At 65.7% G+C, this 15,045-nt stretch carries 12 protein-coding genes; 5 read left to right on the forward strand and 7 right to left on the reverse strand.

Going from position 1 to position 15,045, the window contains the following annotated elements; translation table 11 throughout:
- Positions 1 to 99 precede the first annotated feature (99 nt).
- A complete protein-coding gene (locus ASE82_RS04765; protein ID WP_156348747.1) occupies positions 100 to 1,452 on the reverse strand; it encodes a sensor histidine kinase in 1,353 nt (450 codons plus the stop codon).
- The gene (locus ASE82_RS04770; RefSeq protein WP_056059426.1) at positions 1,439 to 2,116 is read right to left on the reverse strand and encodes a response regulator transcription factor; all 678 of its coding nucleotides are present in this window, start codon (positions 2,114 to 2,116) and stop codon (positions 1,439 to 1,441) included. Before ASE82_RS04770 ends, ASE82_RS04765 begins: the two co-directional genes overlap by 14 nt.
- A 158-nt stretch (positions 2,117 to 2,274) precedes the next feature.
- On the opposite strand from ASE82_RS04770, the gene ASE82_RS04775 reads away from it, so the two are divergent.
- Genes ASE82_RS04775 through ASE82_RS04785 form a run of 3 tightly spaced genes read left to right on the forward strand, consistent with a single transcriptional unit; the run spans position 2,275 to position 7,604 of the window.
- Positions 2,275 to 3,516 carry a TolC family protein gene (locus ASE82_RS04775; protein WP_235524574.1) on the forward strand — a complete coding sequence of 414 codons (1,242 nt, stop codon included), beginning with the start codon at positions 2,275 to 2,277 and terminating at the stop codon, positions 3,514 to 3,516.
- Positions 3,513 to 6,695, forward strand: coding sequence for an efflux RND transporter permease subunit (locus tag ASE82_RS04780; protein ID WP_056059430.1), 3,183 nt, complete (start codon positions 3,513 to 3,515; stop codon positions 6,693 to 6,695). Before ASE82_RS04775 ends, ASE82_RS04780 begins: the two co-directional genes overlap by 4 nt.
- 6 nt (positions 6,696 to 6,701) lie before the next feature.
- Positions 6,702 to 7,604 (forward strand): ATP-grasp fold amidoligase family protein, encoded by a 903-nt coding sequence (locus ASE82_RS04785; RefSeq protein ID WP_082441154.1) that lies wholly within the window; start codon positions 6,702 to 6,704, stop codon positions 7,602 to 7,604.
- A gap of 171 nt (positions 7,605 to 7,775) precedes the next feature.
- Here ASE82_RS04785 and ASE82_RS04790 read toward each other — a convergent pair whose 3' ends face one another.
- From ASE82_RS04790 to ASE82_RS04810, 5 genes are read right to left on the reverse strand one after another with little or no spacing between them, the layout of a single operon-like run.
- Entirely contained in the window at positions 7,776 to 9,845 is a 2,070-nt protein-coding gene (locus tag ASE82_RS04790) for a M13 family metallopeptidase (protein ID WP_082441156.1), read from the reverse strand.
- A gap of 45 nt (positions 9,846 to 9,890) precedes the next feature.
- Complete coding sequence (locus tag ASE82_RS04795; protein WP_056059432.1) at positions 9,891 to 11,390, reverse strand: ABC transporter permease; 1,500 nt, start codon at positions 11,388 to 11,390, stop codon at positions 9,891 to 9,893.
- On the reverse strand, positions 11,387 to 12,319 hold the full coding sequence (locus ASE82_RS04800; RefSeq protein WP_056059433.1) for an ABC transporter ATP-binding protein: 933 nt from the start codon (positions 12,317 to 12,319) through the stop codon (positions 11,387 to 11,389). Before ASE82_RS04800 ends, ASE82_RS04795 begins: the two co-directional genes overlap by 4 nt.
- 3 nt (positions 12,320 to 12,322) lie before the next feature.
- Positions 12,323 to 12,568, reverse strand: a complete 246-nt coding sequence (locus ASE82_RS04805) for a helix-turn-helix domain-containing protein (protein WP_056059434.1) — start codon at positions 12,566 to 12,568, stop codon at positions 12,323 to 12,325.
- The gene (locus ASE82_RS04810) at positions 12,568 to 13,089 is read right to left on the reverse strand and encodes a DUF2975 domain-containing protein (RefSeq protein WP_056059436.1); all 522 of its coding nucleotides are present in this window, start codon (positions 13,087 to 13,089) and stop codon (positions 12,568 to 12,570) included. The genes ASE82_RS04805 and ASE82_RS04810 overlap by 1 nt, the downstream gene beginning before the upstream one ends.
- Positions 13,090 to 13,673: 584 nt before the next feature.
- Here ASE82_RS04810 and ASE82_RS04815 point away from each other — a divergent pair.
- Together ASE82_RS04815 and ASE82_RS19965 are read left to right on the forward strand one after the other, a co-directional pair.
- Positions 13,674 to 14,720 (forward strand): IS110 family transposase, encoded by a 1,047-nt coding sequence (locus ASE82_RS04815; protein ID WP_056059438.1) that lies wholly within the window; start codon positions 13,674 to 13,676, stop codon positions 14,718 to 14,720.
- A 123-nt stretch (positions 14,721 to 14,843) separates the two neighbouring features.
- On the forward strand, positions 14,844 to 15,045 hold a 202-nt coding region (locus tag ASE82_RS19965), incomplete at its 3' end, for a hypothetical protein (protein ID WP_207897201.1).

A 15,045-nucleotide genomic window follows, 5' to 3' on the forward strand; every position in this document is an offset into this window, starting at 1 on the left:
GGAACGGCGGCGGATGCAGGACGAATTCCCCATCTCGTTACGCGTCGTTTCGTCGACGATTGAACGTGCGTTCGGCACCCTGGTTGTCTAAATTCGGGTTCAGTCTTGATACGCGGGACCGATTAGCGAGACGGCACTGCCGACCTCGGCGAACCGCAACCTGAAGTCGTGAAGGTCGGCGATCGCCTTGACCAGGCTGAGCCCTAGTCCGGCGCCGTCGCAATCCTGCCGGCCGCGGTAGAATCGCTGCGTGACCAGCGACCGCTCGGCGATCGGTACGCCTGGCCCGTCGTCGGCCACGGTCATGACCACGCGCTCGCCGTCCTGCCGCAACGACAGCAGGACGCGACCGCCCGCGGGGCCGAACTTCATCGCGTTGTCGATCAGGTTCGAGACCGCTTCCATCAACAGGCTCGCATCGCCCTCGACAGAGGCGGTCGTGGCGATCTCGCAGGTCAGGTCGATTCCGCGATCCTCCGCGGTCGGGCGGTGAAGCTCGCACGCATCCTCCGCCAACCGCGCGAGGTCGACCGCGGCGAAGCGGCTGCGACGGGCGTGATCCTCCAGCTCGCGGATCCGCAGCAGCGCAGCAACGATCCCGAGCAGGGTGTCGACCTCCGCCAGCGCGGCATCGGCGACCGCCTCGAACTGCGCGCGCGTTTCCGCCTCGCGCAGCCCGCGTTCGACCCGCGCGCGCAAGCGGGTGAGCGGCGTGCGCAACTGGTGCGCGATGTCGTCGCCGACCCCGCGGACCTCGGTCACGAGCAGCTGGAGCCGGTCGAGCATCGCGTTGATATGCTCGCATAATAGTCCGAAACTGTCGGGATCGGGGCCTACCGGCAGGCGCTCTGCCAGATCGCCCGCGACGATCCGGGCAGTGAGTGTGCGGACGGCGTCCACCTGTCGCGCCGCGCGTCGCCCGGCCGCCAGGCCAAACCCGATCGCCAGCAAGATCGCGGGGATCAGCGCGATCGCGAGCGACCGCTCGACCACCCGCAACGCCTCCTCCGCATCGTCGAGATCAACACCGGTAAGCAGTCGCGATCCGTCGGGCATCGCGCACACGACCAGTCGCGCGGTATCGCGGGTCTTGCCCGGCAGTTCGATCGTGTCGACGTCGGCGATCACCGATGCTCGCGTGATCTCGGGGACCGGCAGACGTGCGATGTTGCCTTCGATCAGCCTGCCATCGGCGGCAAACAGCGCGAGGAAGCGATCACGGTGGATATCGCGCGTCAGCATCGCCCGGACGGCCGACTGCCGCATCGGCGCCGCCAGTGAAGCCAGATCGCGACAATCGCTCGCAAACCCGCGCTCGGTCATCCGTCGGTGACTGCCGTTCGCCAGCACCCAAAACAGCCCCGCGACGACCAGCGACTGGACGATCAGCAAAGCCGCGATCGCCCCGCCCCACCGCCATGTCGCGCGTGCGCGGGGGTTAGAGCGGGACATCGAACACATAGCCTTGCCCGCGGACGTTACGGATCAGTTGCGGCTCGCCCTCGCCGTCGACCTTGCGACGCAGGCGGCCCATGTGGACGTCGACGACGTTGCTGTTGGGCTCGAAATTATAGCCCCAGACATCGCGCAATAGCATCGACCGCGTGACGATCCGGTCGGGCCGGCGGACCAGGTAATCGAGTAGCTTCAGCTCGCGTGGCAACAGGTCCAGCGCCCGCCCCGACCGGGTTGCGGTTCCCGCCAACAGGTCGAGATCGAGCGGGCCGACGATCAGCCGCGTGTCGCGTGTCTCGTTGGGCCGCCGCAGCAACGCCTCGACGCGGGCGATCAGTTCGACCAGCGCGAACGGCTTGGGGAGATAGTCGTCGCCCCCCGCGCGCAATCCCCGCACCCGGTCGTCGAGACTGCCGAGCGCGCTGAGCACCAGCGCTGGCGTCCGCCGGCCCTCGGCCCGCAACCGCGCGATCAGGTCGAGCCCTTCCCCGTCGGGCAGTTGCCGATCGACGATCAGCAGGTCGACGCCGTCCCCCTGCGCCGCGAGGAAACCATCCGCCAGCAAGGCGTGGTGCGTCACCGCATAGCCGTTCGCCGCCAGCTCGAGCGTGATCTCGTGCGCCGTGCCGGCATCGTCCTCGATGAGCAGGATATGCGTCATGCGACCAGTTCGCAGCCCGGGGGACGCGCCGTCAATTGAATTGCAGTTCAGACTCTGAACGCGGATTTAATCGACGCACCGCCGACCCCTCAGCTACCGATTTTTCCAAGGGTATGTCCTTGGAGAAGCACGTAATGCGGATTGTTGCCTTGGCCCTTATGGCTGGCGCCGTCATGCCGACCGCCGCGTATGCGCAGGCCCCGACTGGCACGGCGATCTCACTCGACCGGCTGGCGCAGGACGTCGTCGCCAACAATCCCGAGCGGCAATTCTATCAACGCCAGATCGAGACGGCGGGCGTCGAGCGATCGGCCGCCGGGCGCTGGGCCGATCCCGAGACGGTCGTTGAATTCGGCCAGCGCCGCGCCGATGATCGCACGACGGGCATGCCGCTCGGCGACGGGCTGACCTATGCCGTTTCGGTCGTCCAGCCGATCGAGTTCGGCGGCCGCATCGCGCTGCGCCGGGCGATCGCCGAGCGGCAGGTGGAGCTCGCCAAGATGGGTCTCCAGCAGTTCGACGCGACGCTGGCGGCGCGCGCGCGGACGTTGGGCTACGGGCTGTTCGCGGCCGACGAGAAGGCGGGTGTCGCGCGCGAAGTCGCGACGCGGATGCGGGCGCTCGCGCGCGTGATCGTGTCGCGCGATCCGGCCGGGCCAGCCCCACGTCTCGAAGCCGCCTCGCTCCAGGCGGGCGCGATCAGTGCGGAGCGGACCGCGGCGATGGCCGATGCCGAGGCGAATTCGGCGCTGTACGAACTCAACCAATTGCGCGGCGCGCCGTTCGCCGCGCGGCTGCGGATCGTCCGCCCCGACATGTCGCTCCCCGATCTTCCATCGGGTACGACGCTGGCCGCCAACGCGACCGCGAACAATTTCGAACTGAAGGCGCTGCGCGCACAGTTCGAGCAGCAGGGCCTGCGCGTCGATCTCGCGCGGAAGGCACGCCTCCCGACCGTCGGGATCGGCCCCTATTACGACCGCGCGCGTTCGGACATCCGCGAGACTAATTATGGCGTCCGCCTGTCGACTACGATCCCGCTGTGGAACCGACAGGCGGGCGAAGTTGCGGTCGAGCAGGGTCGGCAAGCGCAGGCCAACGCGACGCTGGTCAATGCCGAACGCCGCATCGCGCGCGACGTGTTCGATCAGGCCGCACAATATGAGGCGAAGCGTTCCGCGCTCGGCAAATGGGACGGCAACACGCCGCGCAGCTTTGCCGATGCCGCCGAAGAGGCCAACCGCAACTTCCAGCTCGGCGCGATTCCGCTGGCGATCTACATGCAGATGCAGCAATCCTATATCGAGGCGACCAACGCGGTGCTCGATACGCGGCGCGAGGCACTCGAGGCGCTGCTTCAGTTGCGCGCGCTCAACGGCGGCAACGCGCTCGCTCGATGATTGCCGGGCTCCTAGATTTCGTCACGCGACGCCGTCTGGCGATCGCGGTGGTGGCCGCGCTGATCGCGGCGGTCGGCCTGTGGTCGTTCGCCAATCTCCAGATCGACGCGATCCCCGACATCACCGGGGTGCAGGTGCAGGTCAACACGATGGTCCCAGCCCTCGCGCCCGAGGAGATCGAGCGGCTCGCGACGCTACCGATCGAACGCGCGATGGCGGGCCAGCCGGGGCTCGAGGAGACGCGCTCCCTGACCAAGACCGGGCTCAGCCAGGTGACGCTGCTCTACAAGGACGGCACCGACCAGATGCGCGCGCGCCAGCTCGTCACCGAGCGGCTGAACGCGGTCCGTGATCAGTTGCCGCCGGGCGCCTCGCCGCAGCTCGCGCCGATCACGACGGGCTTGGGCGAGATCTATTACTACACGCTCGAATGGAAGCGGCCGCCCGCGGGGATGGACGCGCAGCGCCAGTTGATGGAGCTGTACGAGGCGCAGGAATACACGGTTCGGCCGATGCTGCGCGCGGTCACCGGCGTCGCCGACGTCAACACCAATGGCGGTCTCGAGCAGCAGTTCGTCGTCGAGCCCGATCCGCGACGGCTGACGATGCACGGCGTGACCGCGGCCGAACTCGCGCAGGCGGTCGGCAAGAACGTCGAGAATGCGGGCGGCGGCATTATCGCGCGCGGCGCCGAGCGTTTCACCGTGCTTACCAACGGCCGTGTGACGAGCGCGACCGATATCGGCGCGATCCCGGTGAAGTTCGCAGGGGGAATTCTGCCGCTCCAGGTCCGCGATCTCGCCGACGTCGTGATCGGATCGGCGCCGCGTCAAGGCGCCGCGACGCAGAACGGGCGCGAGACCGTGCTCGGCACCGTGATGATGCTGGTCGGGCAGAACAGCCGCGAGGTTGCGCTGCGGGTGCAGGACGCGCTGCCCGATATCCAGTCGGCGCTGCCCAAGGGCATGGTCGTCCACCAGCAATATAGTCGCGCCAACCTGGTCGACCGGACGATCTCGACGGTCGAGCACAATCTCGGCGAAGGCGCGCTGCTCGTCGCGCTCGTGCTGCTGCTGGTGATGGGCAACTGGCGCGCGGCGTTGATCGTGACGATCGTCATCCCGCTCGCCTTCCTCGTCACGGTCTCGGGGATGCATGCGATCGGCGTGTCGGGAAACCTGATGAGCCTCGGCGCGCTCGATTTCGGGCTGATCGTCGACGGCGCGATCGTGGTGGTCGAGAACAGCCTGAGGCTGCTCGCCGAACGCCGTCGCGCCAAGGGTGAAGACCTCACGCCCGACGAACGCCGCGAAACGGTGGCGGACGCCGCACGGATGGTAGCGCGACCGACGATGTTCGGCATCGCGATCATCGCGCTCGTCTATGTCCCCGTGCTCAGCCTCGGCGGGGTCGAGGGCAAGCTGTTCCAACCGATGGCGCAGGCGGTCATGCTTGCGATCTTCGCCGGCCTCGTCTGGACCTTCACCGTCGTCCCCGCGCTGTCCGCCTGGCTGCTCCGCGCGCCCGCGAGCGAGCAGGACGACACCCGCCACAAGGGCCTGATCGGGCTCGCCGAGCGCGGCTACGCACCGACACTGGAGCGCGCACTCGCGCATCCCAAGCTGCTCGTGATCGGCGCGCTCGTAATGCTTGCGGTCACGTTCGGGGTCTTCAAGACGCTCGGATCGCAGTTCACGCCGCAGCTCGACGAGGGCTCGATCACCGCAATGGTCTATCGCCCGGTCGGCATGTCGCTCGAACGCAGCCTCGCAATCGAGCAGGAAACCGAACGCCAGATCCGCCGGCAATTCCCCCAGGTCAGCCACATCTTCTCGCGAATCGGTACCAGCGAGGTCGCGACCGATCCGATGCCGCCCAACGAGAACGATCTCTACATCTTCTACGCGCCCGAAAAGGACTGGCCGACCGGCGATGGTAAGCCCAAGACCAAGGACGAACTCGTCGCGGGGATCGAGAAGATCGGCCGGCAGGTCTACAAGGGGCAGAGCTTCGAATTCGCGCAGCCGATCGAGATGCGCTTCAACGAGATGCTCGAAGGCGTGCGCGCCGACGTGTCGGTGAAGATCTTCGGCGAGGATTACGATGTCCTCGAACGTGCCGCCAAGCAAGCCAAGGCGATCCTCGACAAGCAACCCGGCACCGAGCATGTCGAGTTCGAAACCGCCGGTCGCCCCAAGAGCATCGTCGTCGAACTCGATCACGCCGCGATGCTGCGGCTCGGGCTGGGCACGGCCGAGGTGAACACCGCGATCACCGATGCGATCGCCGGCGCCGAGGTCGGCTTCATCCCCGAGGGCGAGGCGCGCCACATGATCGTCGTCCGGATGCCCGAGAGCCTGCGTGCCGATCCCGCCGCGATCCTCGCGCTGCCGTTACGCGTCGGCGAGTATGGCATGGTGCCGCTGTCGCGCGTTGCCCGGCTGCGCGTGACGCCGAAGGTCGAGCCGATCCTCCACGACGGCGGCAAGCGTCGCGCCGCGCTGATGGTGACGCTCAACACTAGCGATCTTGCGGGCTATGTCGCGAAAGCGCGCGCCGCGGTGGACGGTCAGGTCAAGCTCCCGCCGGGCTACCGGATCGAATTCGGCGGCCAGTTCCACCAGCTGGAAGCCGCGCAGAAGCGCCTGTCGATCGTCGTCCCCGCCGCGCTCGTGCTGATCTTCCTGCTGGTCTACGCCGCGCTCGGCAGCGTGAAGGAGGCGGCGATCGTCTATACCGGCATCCCGTTCGCGGTGACCGGCGGCGTGCTTGCGCTGTGGCTGCGCGGCATGCCGTTCTCAATTACCGCGGCGATCGGCTTCATCGCGCTGTCGGGGATCGCGATGCTCAACGGGCTGGTGCTGGTCGACCACATCAATTCACTCCGCGACGGCCGTGACGGCGACCCGCGCACCGTCGACGACGCGGTCCGCGAAGGCGCCCGCGATCGCCTCCGCCCGGTGCTGTCGACCGCGCTGGTCGCGTCGATCGGCTTCGTCCCGATGGCGATCGCGAGCGGTGCTGGCGCCGAGGTACAGCGCCCGCTGGCGACCGTGGTGATCGGCGGGATCGTCACGTCGACGCTGCTGACGCTGCTGCTGCTGCCGAGCCTGTATCGCTGGCTGGTCCGGGAGCGCGCGCCCGACATGCTGGCCGAACGCGCAGACCCGGCCTCCTGATCACCCATGCAGACGGACGTGATCCCCAGCACCACCACACCGCTGTTGGTGACATGGCCGCGGACGTCTCCGCTAGCCAGCTTCGGCGAGAAAGCAGGCCCGGCGCCAGCGCTGGCCGCGTGGATCCGCGTGCACCTGACCTATTGGTGGCGGCACCGGCGGCGATTGTCGATCGACCGACCGCGACGGTTCACCGAGTTCGTCCAGCGGCGCAAATTGATCGACCGCGATCCTCGCATCCCGCTGATGATCGACAAGGTGGGCGTAAAGCCATTCGTCGCCAACGTGCTTGGCGCGGATTGGGTGACCCCCACCCTCTGGTCGGGCGAGATACTGCCTGGCCAGCTCCCCTTTCCCGCCCCGTTCGTCGTGAAATCGCGTCACGGCTGCAACCAGTGCCGCATCGTCCGGGATACGTCGGACGACTGGAACGCCGTCCGCTCGGCGGCAGCGGCATGGATGCGGCGGCCCTACGGCCTTTGGCTCGACGAATGGGGCTATCGTGACGTGCCGCGCGGCGTGCTGATCGAACCCTTCGTCGGCGAGGGACCGGCGCTGCCGATCGATTACAAGCTTTACGTGTTCCACGGCCGGGTCGAGGCGATCCAGGTCCACGTCGATCGTGAGACATGCCACCGATGGGTGATCTTCGATCGGGATTGGCGCGGCATGTCGACCAGTGCCGATCGTCTCGCTGTCCGGCCGCCGATCAGTTTGCCGCTCATGATCGAGGGGGCAGAGGCTTTAGGACGCGGGTTCGAATTCGTCCGTGTCGACTTCTACGACACAGGCGTCATACCCCGATTTGGCGAAATGACATTTTATCCCGGCTCAGGCCTGGATCCGTTCGACCCGCCTCGATTGGACGAATTGCTCGGTAGTCATTGGAACCGAATTAGCGTCGACTAATATCTGTTAGCCGAGCTAGCTAAGCGACCCACAACCGGCCGTTCGCAGCCCTATTTCAGCCTCCCAACTTCCACCATTCGTTCATTTCGTTGGACGACGGCCTTCGAACGTCAGGATTAGCTTCTTGGCCGCTTCAAAAGGGCGCGTAGGTTTGCTGCGCGCCCTTCAGGTTCACCAGATATGGACCCGGTCGCCGGGGGCAAGATACAGCGCATCGCCGGGCTTCACGCCGAACGCCGTGTACCAGGCGTCGACGTTCCGGACGATGCCGTTGACCCGGTAGAATGGCGGCGAGTGCGGATCGGTAAGCAGGCGCGCACGGGCCGCACCCTCGCGCAACTTCGCCTGCCAGGCCTGTGCATAGGCGAGGAAGAACCGCTGGTCGCCGGTCAACCCGCCGATCACCGGTGCCTTGCCGTGCACCGCCTGGTATTTCTGATAGGCGGAATAGGCCGTCTCGACGCCGCCAAGGTCGCCGATATTCTCGCCGAGCGTGAGCGCCCCCTTCACGTGCACACCAGGGATCGGCTCATACGCGTCATACTGCTTCGACAGCGCAGCCGTACGCTGCGTGAAGGCGGCACGCGCTTCGGGGGTCCACCAATTCTCGAACTTGCCCGACGCGCTGAACTGGCTGCCCTGGTCGTCAAAGCCGTGACCCATTTCGTGGCCGATGATCGCGCCGATCGCGCCGTAGTTGACCGCCGCGTCCGCCTTCGGATCGAAATAGGGCGGCTGCAGGATCGCGGCGGGGAAGGTGATCTGGTTGTTGAGCGGATCGTAATAGGCGTTCACGGTCTGCGGCGTCATCCCCCACAAGGTACGATCGACCGGTTTGCCAAGCCGCGAGAGGTCTAGCTGATGCTGGAACTCGCCCGACCGCATCCCGTTGCCGAGCGGATCGCCGCGCACGACCTGAAGCGAGGCATAGTCGATATACTTGACCGGATGACCGATCCGCGGATCGAACGCGGCGAGCTTGGCGAGCGCCTGCGTCTTGGTCGCCTGGTCCATCCAGCCGTTCGCGCCGATCCGCTCCTTGTAGGCGGCGCGCAGGTTGGCGATCAGCTCGCCCATCTTCGCTTCGCTCTCGGGTGGGTAATGGCGCTTCACATAGACCTCGCCGACGGCCTCGCCCATCGTGCCGTTGACCAGCGCGATGCCGCGTTTCCAGCGTGCACGCTGCTGCGGTTGATCCGCGAGCGTCTTGCCGTAGAAATCAAACGTCGCCTGGTCGAACGCCTTGGGCAGCATGCTCGCGCTGGCGGATGCGAGTCGGAATTTCATCCAGTCCTGCCACGTCGATACCGGCGTCGCCGCGAAGATCTTGCCGAGCTCGGTGAGCGCGGTCGAATTGGTCATGTAGACGATCGGAAAATTGCCGTATCCCGCGGTCGACAGCAGCAACGGCCAATCGAACTCGGGCGCCAGCGCCTTGCGGCCAGCAGCATCCATCGGCTTCAGCATCGCCTTGAGGTCACGCGACTGGACCGGCGACCACTGGACCTTGGCCATCGCGGTTTCCAGCGCGACGATCCGGTCGGCCTTAGCCGACGCGTCGGCGATACCCGACAGCGTCAGCATCTTCTCGACATAGGCGCGGTACGCGGTGCGGAAGGCGTCGTACTTGGGACCCTGTTCGAGGTAATAGTCACGCCCGCCCATGCCTAGCGAGCCCTGCCCCGCGGCAACCGCGTAACGCTTGGGATCAGCTGGATCTGGAAGCTGGCCGACCTCGACCGGTGCGGCGTAGCCGACCGTCGAGAACAGGCTCTGGAGCTTCTGCTTATCGTTCGCGGCGTCGATCTTGGCAAAATACGGTTTAAGCGGCGTGGCACCGGCTCGCTCGATCGCGGCCTCGTCCATGAAGCTGGCGTAGAGATCGCCGAACTGCCTCGCGCCGGGACCAACCGCAGCCGGATCGCGCGCGGCATCGTCGAGAATTGTACGAACCTGCTGCTCGGCCTGGTCGGCCAGGATCACGCTACCGCCGGCGGACGTGCGATCCGCGGCGATCTCGGTACGCTTGTTCCAGCTGCCGTTCGCATAGGTCCAGAAATCGTCGCCGGGCTTCACGGCCTTGTCAGCGGCGGTCAAGTCGATCCCGAACGTGCCGTAGCGGGTGCCGGTCGGCGCCGTGGACCTGGTGGTGGTCGGTGGCGCGGTCTGGGCCAGTGCCGACGCGGACAGCGCTAGCGTGGCAGCGCCCAAAGACAGGCGGGAGAAATGGTTGAACGGCATCGCAACTCCTTTGGTATGGAAGGTTTTACAGAACGTGGAGGTCATTTAAGCAGGGTCCCGTCGCATCAGCCGAGCAAGCGCGGCGAGATTTGGCTTCTGTCCCGCATTCAACAGGCTGGCGCGAAACACGCGCGCAAGCAGGACGAACTCTATCGCGATGAAAAGCGCGAGCGTCAGCGCGCTACCGACGATCTCCCACACCGACACGCCGCCGCCGAGCCGCGCCAGCATCGTGAACGGCGTGTAGAGCGGGATCCAGGTCAGCACCTTGAGTGCGGTGGCGCCAGTGTTCGACAGGATCCCCTGCGCGACGATCGTGAACGGCATCGCGATGACCATGAGCACCGGCGTCAGATAGCTCTGTGCATCCCGCATCGAATCGCTCATCGCGCCGATCGCGAGCAGGATCATCGAGACCATGAGATAGCCTGCCAGGAAGAAATAGAGCATCACCAGGATGATCCACGGCGAGGCGAGGGGAGCTAGCGCCATTCGCAGGAACGTGCCGACCGCGCCCTGCGTGACGAATGCAGCCCCTGCCGCGCACAGCGCCCAGACCAGGACCATCGTCAACCCCACCGCGACCGTCCCCGCAAGCTTGCCGTACAGGAGTTCGTCCGGGCTGATGCAGGCCAGCACCGTCTCGATCAACTTGTTCGAACGCTCCTCGACCAGCCCCTGGAGGATCCAGTTGCCAGACAGCAGCAGCGACATCAGCAGAATGTAGGCGCTGAGCAACGGCACGATCGAGCGCACCAGCATCCGTTCGCGGCCGCCACCCGGTGCCGGCGTCGAGATGGCGATCGCCGGTACCAGTGTGGTCGCAGCGCCGGCTTGGTCGGGGGAGAGCCCGGTCGATCGGAGATAGGCGGCGCGCAACCGCAACGTCAGCACCGACTGCAACGGCTGGACGAAGTTCGCGGCCGGCTGTTCGCTCGACCAGAGGCGCGCGGCGGTGGTGCTCGTCCCGAACCCGCGCGGGATGTACACTACGTAGTCGAGCGGCTTGGCCTTCTTGTCACCGAACTCGCCGGGCTGGATCAGCGGCTTGAGCAGCCGGTCGAGCGCTGCGGGATCGGCCTTGGCGATCGCCGGCGGGGTCGGGACGATCGTGAAGTCGGGCTCCGGCGGATCGAAGGCAGGCGTTTCAGGGGTCGCCGCACGCTTCATCGTCGCCAGCGCGGCCGGCATGCCACCCGCCTTCACGAACGCCGTGACCTCCGCATCGTCGTAAAGCCGGTCGTGCTGCGCCCAGAGCGCCGCGGGATCCGCCGGGTCGAGATCGTAGCGTTGCGCATAGCGTGAGAGCGCGGTGAGGATGCGGCGCTGCCGATCGCTGTCGAGCCGCGCGCGGATCGCGATCGCCTCGCGGCCTTCGGGATCGATCAGCATCACGCGTTGAACCTTGTCGGAACCCATCAGCTTGGTGGCTATCGGTCCGATTGCGAGCGCGATGGGCAGGATAAGCAGCGTCAGCCAGAAGCTGCGCATACCGGTGATCTGCCGGAACTCGCGCATCGCGACGAGCAGGATGTTGTGGATCATGACGGCTGCCCCTGCGTATCGGCTGAATTGGTACCGACGAGGTGGAGGAAAACCTCGTGCAGGCTAACGCGGTGCTGGTCGAACCGGCGCAGCGTGATGCCCTGTTCGGTCAGGCATTGCAGGACGTCGGCCGGATCGATGCCTTCGCCGAGCGTCACGTTGTACGTCCGCCAACCGTCCGGATCCGTTGCAACCTCCTCCGCGCGATCCACGCCGGGGCACCGCATCGGCGTATCGCGCGAGACGATCCCGAGCCGTGCCGGCAACCGCCCGCGCGCTTCGGGCTGCGTCCCCTCGAACACCTTGCGCCCCTGCGACAGCAGCAGCAGCCGATCGCACAGCCGCTCGGCATGCTGCATGACGTGCGTCGAGAAGATCACCGTCGCGCCACCCCGCGCGGCCCCCAGTATCTCGTCCTCGAGCAACCCTTGGTTGACCGGGTCCAGCCCCGAGAACGGCTCGTCGAGTAGCAGCAGTTTCGGGCTGTTTACCAGGGTGGCGGCAAGCTGGACCTTCTGCGCCATGCCCTTCGACAATTTGTCGATCTGCATCTTGGCCGAGCCCGCCAGTCCGAACCGCTCGAGCAGGTCGTGCCCCTTGGCGCGCGCCGCGGCGGTCGTCATGCCCTTCAACCGGCCGAAATAGGTGACGGTGTCGATCGCCGACATCCCGCGGTAGAGCCCGCGCTCCTCGGGCATGAAGCCGAGATCAGCCGCATTCTCGCGCCCCGGCGGACAGCCCAGCACCGCGATCCGCCCCGATGTCGGCCGCAGGATGTCGAGCACCATCCGCAGCGACGTGGTCTTGCCCGCACCGTTGCCGCCCAGGAATCCGAAGATCTCGCCCGGCTTCACTGTAAAGCTCAGTGCGTCGACCGCCGTCCGCTCCCCGAACCGCTTCGTTACGTCGTCGAGAACCAGTGCGTCCATTCGCTATTTCCCCGTTTCTGTCGTCGCGAACGTTTCGTCCGACGGTTCGTCGGTCACCCTCAGCAGGTCGCCGGGCTGACATTCGAGCACGCGGCAGATCGCTTCCAGCGTCGTGAAGCGGATTGCCTTGGCCTTGCCCGTCTTCAGGATCGACAAGTTGGCGAGCGTGATATCGACCGCCTCGGACAATTCGGTCAGCGTCATGCGGCGCTTGTAAAGCATGTCGTCCAGGCTGACCGCGACCGGCATCAGACCGTCGTCGCCAGGTCGTCGCGCATCCGTGCGCCGATCCGGAAAACACGCGCGAGCACGAAGATCATGACGACCGCGATCCACCCGCCGAGCGATGGGCTCCAGCCAATCGCGTCGAGCTTTAGCGCGTAGATCCAGCGCATCAGCGCGCCCAGCACGAGATCGAGGCATTGGAGGACCAGCAGTGCCCAGCCAATCCGGCCGAGCAACGTGGCGTTCGCGTCGACGAAGGGATCGCCTGCCTGCACAGTCGCGACGATCCGGAGCAAGCTGGCGAAGATCGGATGGATCGCGAGCGCGGAAGCGATCCCGAGCACCACCATCAGTCGCATCGCCATCACCGCGTCCGCGACATCGAGCGATGGCCCGTATTTCGCACCGAGCCGCAGCGCAAGCGCGTGTCCAAGTGGCCAGGACAGCGCGAGTGCCACCGTGAACATCACCAGCAGCACGATGTTCATGACCAACATCAGCCTTAGCAGGATCGTTGCGCCTGTCAGGACGCGATCCTTCTGCATTATTGATCGACGCCCCTCACCCACCGCCTCGCCCCCGCACTCTATCGGTAAACGATATTTTGCATATCGATAATCGGCAAGAGGCTTTTGATCCATTTCCGTTCTTGTTGGGTAGGAGCTGGCATAGCAGGCCGCGGTGTTTGCAATTAAGCTGGGTTAAATGTTCCCAAAACAATCGGCGAGCATCCGGGTGGTGAGCGTGCCGGCAGCAGGTCGAGCAGGTCCTGCGGCGCCATCACCCCAATTCGCAGTATTCCGTTTTCTCGCCGAGCTTCGTACTCTTAAAGAGTGATAGTCAGCGCTACGGCGAGATGACCCACAAGATGGTGTATCGCGGCGGCTGCATTTTGACAGCAGATGAGATTTGCAGCCCCTTCACGTACGATGCCTGGATCGGGGTCGACCTGACCTCGTGCATCGAGGGAAGGAGTGAGAGAGCATTTCTACGAGATCTACGGACGGGTCGNAGATGGTGTATCGCGGCGGCTGCATTTTGACAGCAGATGAGATTTGCAGCCCCTTCACGTACGATGCCTGGATCGGGGTCGACCTGACCTCGTGCATCGAGGGAAGGAGTGAGAGCGATGACGCATTTCGTGGGTCTGGACGTCTCGGTGAAGGAGACGTCGGTGTGCGTGGTAGACGATGCGGGCAAGGTGGTGTGCGAGCGCAAGGTACCGACCGAACCCGATGACATTGCCGTGCTGTTGACGTCGGTCGGTGGCGATTATGTTCGGGTCGGGATCGAGGCCGGGCCGCTGTCGCAGTGGTTGGTCAATGGCCTTAGCGAGGCGGGGCTGCCGGTTATCTGCGTCGAGACCCGCCACATGAAGGCGCTGTTGCAGGCGCAGCAGATCAACAAATCCGATCGCAACGATGCCCGCGGGATCGCCCAGATGATGCGGGTCGGCCTGTTCAAGCCGGTGCACGTGAAGACGCTGGCCGCGCAGGAACAGCGGATGCTGCTGACCAGCCGCAAGCTGGTGCAGCGCAAGCTGATCGACATCGAGTCCGACATGCGCGGCACGTTGCGCAACTTCGGCCTCAAGGTCGGTGTCGTCAGTACGATCGGTTACGAGGCCCGGATTCGTCAGCTGGTCGAGAGCTTTCCGAGACTGGCGGTGATCGTCGAGCCGTTGCTGACGGTGCGGCGGGTGATGCGCCAGCAACTGGCCACCCTCCACAAGATGCTGCTCGACACGGTCCGGCATGATCCGGTCTGCAAACGGTTGATGACCGCGCCCGGCGTCGGCCCGGTGGTGGCTCTCACCTACCGTGCCTCGATCGACCAACCTCAGCGCTTCGTTCATTCCAGAGCGGTCGGCGCCCATCTCGGGTTGACGCCCCGGCGACATCAGTCGGGCGAGGTCGACTATGACGGCGGCATCTCCAAGTCCGGCGACACCATGCTGCGAACGATGCTGTACGAAGCGGCGCAGATTCTGATGACCCAGAGCCGGCATTGGTCGTGGCTTAAGGCCTGGGGGATGAAGGTCGCCCAGCGCCGGGGTATGCGGCGCGCCATTGTTGCCGTTGCGCGCCGCCTGGCCGTCGTCCTCCACCGCATGTGGACGGACGGCACCGACTTCCGCTGGGGAAGCGAACCCGGCACCGCGATCGCGGTCGCCTGATACGATCTCAGAAAGGAGCTTTCACGGTTCTGCCTCGGCAGGAAGAGGTCCTCACGGGGACGAAGGTGGTGTGAGATCGTAGCGTCCGCAGCCCTGTCGCCAGCGACAAGGGCGTCCAAAAGATTGATCCACACCGCTTTCTCTTACCCCATCATGGGGCGGCTACGTGCCGACCCCGGAGAGAAGCACGAACCCCGTGTGGCGATCTCAAGCCCGGTAGAAAAACAGTATTTGTATTTTCGTCGCCTACCAATTCCTCAAACCGGCGCACTCGCGGCGGCGGAGAGTGGTCTGCGCCTGTTGACTCAGGCCGCGATAGAGAAGC

Source organism: Sphingomonas sp. Leaf230 (genome assembly GCF_001421745.1).
GTDB lineage: Bacteria > Pseudomonadota > Alphaproteobacteria > Sphingomonadales > Sphingomonadaceae > Sphingomonas.

What these genes read in the sequence shown, in the direction of transcription:
- ASE82_RS04765 (WP_156348747.1), bottom strand. Translation starts at nt 1,452, where the DNA reads ATGTCCCGCTCTAACCCCCGCGCACGCGCGACATGGCGGTGGGGCGGG.
- ASE82_RS04770 (WP_056059426.1), bottom strand. Translation starts at nt 2,116, where the DNA reads ATGACGCATATCCTGCTCATCGAGGACGATGCCGGCACGGCGCACGAG.
- ASE82_RS04775 (WP_235524574.1), top strand. Translation starts at nt 2,275, where the DNA reads ATGGCTGGCGCCGTCATGCCGACCGCCGCGTATGCGCAGGCCCCGACT.
- ASE82_RS04780 (WP_056059430.1), top strand. Translation starts at nt 3,513, where the DNA reads ATGATTGCCGGGCTCCTAGATTTCGTCACGCGACGCCGTCTGGCGATC.
- ASE82_RS04785 (WP_082441154.1), top strand. Translation starts at nt 6,702, where the DNA reads ATGCAGACGGACGTGATCCCCAGCACCACCACACCGCTGTTGGTGACA.
- ASE82_RS04790 (WP_082441156.1), bottom strand. Translation starts at nt 9,845, where the DNA reads ATGCCGTTCAACCATTTCTCCCGCCTGTCTTTGGGCGCTGCCACGCTA.
- ASE82_RS04795 (WP_056059432.1), bottom strand. Translation starts at nt 11,390, where the DNA reads ATGATCCACAACATCCTGCTCGTCGCGATGCGCGAGTTCCGGCAGATC.
- ASE82_RS04800 (WP_056059433.1), bottom strand. Translation starts at nt 12,319, where the DNA reads ATGGACGCACTGGTTCTCGACGACGTAACGAAGCGGTTCGGGGAGCGG.
- ASE82_RS04805 (WP_056059434.1), bottom strand. Translation starts at nt 12,568, where the DNA reads ATGCCGGTCGCGGTCAGCCTGGACGACATGCTTTACAAGCGCCGCATG.
- ASE82_RS04810 (WP_056059436.1), bottom strand. Translation starts at nt 13,089, where the DNA reads ATGCAGAAGGATCGCGTCCTGACAGGCGCAACGATCCTGCTAAGGCTG.
- ASE82_RS04815 (WP_056059438.1), top strand. Translation starts at nt 13,674, where the DNA reads ATGACGCATTTCGTGGGTCTGGACGTCTCGGTGAAGGAGACGTCGGTG.